At 72.9% G+C, this 2,035-nt stretch carries 2 protein-coding genes; both read left to right on the top strand.

What is annotated here, in order from left to right:
- Nucleotides 1-321: 321 nt before the first annotated feature.
- Nucleotides 322-981, top strand: coding sequence for a response regulator transcription factor (locus HW445_RS28505; protein ID WP_151769761.1), 660 nt, complete (start codon nucleotides 322-324; stop codon nucleotides 979-981).
- Between the two features lie 82 nt (nucleotides 982-1,063).
- A partial coding sequence (locus HW445_RS28500; RefSeq protein WP_180223730.1) for an HRDC domain-containing protein occupies nucleotides 1,064-2,035 on the top strand: 972 nt, incomplete at its 3' end.

Here is a 2,035-nt window from a genome sequence, read left to right as displayed (position 1 = left end):
GACCCACCCCGGGCTCCGGAGCCACCCCGACTCCGGCCCCCACCCCCGACTCCGGCCCCACGCCGCATTGTGATTGCGGCTTTGTCGATACGGACACTTTGCGACCTTGCCTGACCACCCGTCGACAGGGTTCGACTCGCGCCGTTCTTCGGATGATCGATCGCGCGTCCGAATTGCCCCGATTTCCCCTCACCTAATCGTGATCATCCCCTAAAGGAGGAGGGGCCGGGTGCCGAAGCAGACAGTGACCTAGCAAGCACGGTTCGTCCGTCCCGGCTTCATCCCCCGTGAGCCGGCTCCGTCCCCCACCCAGGAGGCCTGGTGTCCGTTCTCCTCGAGCAGCCCTCAAGCCTGGTCGCCTACCGCCCGAACAAGCCCACCGCCATGGTCGTCGTGGCCGATCCGCGCGTGCGCTCCACCGTGACCCGTCATCTCTGGGCCCTGGGAGTGCGCGACGTGATCGAGGCCTCGTCCGTAGCGGAGGCTCGTCCCCGCATCGGCAACCCCCGTGACATCTGCGTCGCCGACGTCCACCTGCCGGATGGTTCCGGCCTGACCCTCCTGTCCGAGACCCGGGCCGCCGGCTGGCCCAACGGTCTGGCCCTCTCCGCCGCCGACGACATCGGCGCCGTGCGCAACGCCCTCGCGGGCGGCGTCAAGGGCTACGTCGTCACCGGCACCCGTACCAACATCGGCCTGCCGGGCCGTCCCGGCGCCGCTCCGCTCGGCGCGGCCCACCGCATGCACCGCCGCCCCCCGGGTGCCCCGAGCCACCCGGGCGGTTACCGGGAGCTCTCCGGCCGTGAGGTCGAGGTCCTGCGGCTGGTGGCGGAGGGCCAGTCGAACAAGGCGATCGGCGTCTCCATGGGGCTGTCCGCCCTGACCGTCAAGAGCCACCTCGCCCGCATCGCCCGCAAGCTGGGCACCGGCGACCGCGCCGGGATGGTCGCGGTGGCCCTGCGTACCGGCATCATCCACTGATCACCCGGTCGCCGCGCCCGCCGAGGGAACGTTCCCTCGGCGGGCGCGGTGCATGTGCCCGGTACACAGATACCCTTGACAGGTGACCGACGCCCATGACACCGCAGCAGACAGCCCACTGCGAACCACCGGAGGCGCCCCTCCGGACGACGGCGGAACCGGCGGGACTTCTGCTTCCCGGGCGGCGGAGCCGGTTCCCCTGCTCGAGCCCCGTGAGGGCATCCCGCCGGTGATCGCCGACGCCCAGGGCCTGGCGGCGGTCGTCGCCGCCTTCGCCGCGGGGACCGGCCCGGTGGCCGTCGACGCCGAACGGGCGTCCGGTTACCGCTACGGACAGAGCGCCTACCTGGTGCAGCTGCGCCGTGAGGGCGCCGGCAGCGCGCTGATCGACCCGGTGGCCTGCCCCGACCTTTCCGGTCTGGGCGAGGCGATCTCCGGCGCCGAGTGGGTGCTGCACGCCGCCACCCAGGACCTGCCGTGCCTGCGGGAAATAGGCATGGTCCCCGACCGCCTCTTCGACACCGAGCTGGCCGGCCGTCTCGCCGGGTTCCCGAGGGTCGGACTCGGCGCGATGGTCGAGAGCGTCCTCGGCTTCGTGCTGGAGAAGGGCCACTCCGCGGTGGACTGGTCGACCCGGCCGCTGCCGGAGCCCTGGCTGCGGTACGCGGCGCTGGACGTGGAGCTCCTGGTCGACCTGCGCGACGCGCTGGAGAAGGAGCTGGAGCGGCAGGGCAAGCTCGAGTGGGCCCTCCAGGAGTTCGACGCCATCGCCTCCGCGCCGCCGCCGGCGCCGCGCAAGGACCCGTGGCGCCGCACCTCCGGCATGCACAAGGTCCGCCGGCGGCGCCAGCTCGCCGTGGTGCGCGAGCTGTGGGAGGCCCGGGACCGGATCGCGCGGCGGCGTGACGTCTCGCCGGGCAAGGTGCTCGGGGACGCCGCGATCGTGGAGGCGGCCCTGGCACTGCCGGCCAACGTCCACGCGCTGACCGCGCTGAGCGGGTTCGGCAACCGGATGGGGCGGCGCCAGCTGGAGCAGTGGCAGGCGGCGGTGGAC

Source organism: Streptomyces sp. UH6 (assembly GCF_013421635.1).
Taxonomy (GTDB): Bacteria; Actinomycetota; Actinomycetes; order Streptomycetales; family Streptomycetaceae; genus Streptomyces; species Streptomyces abyssomicinicus.
This window is presented reverse-complemented; position numbering and strand designations above follow the sequence as displayed.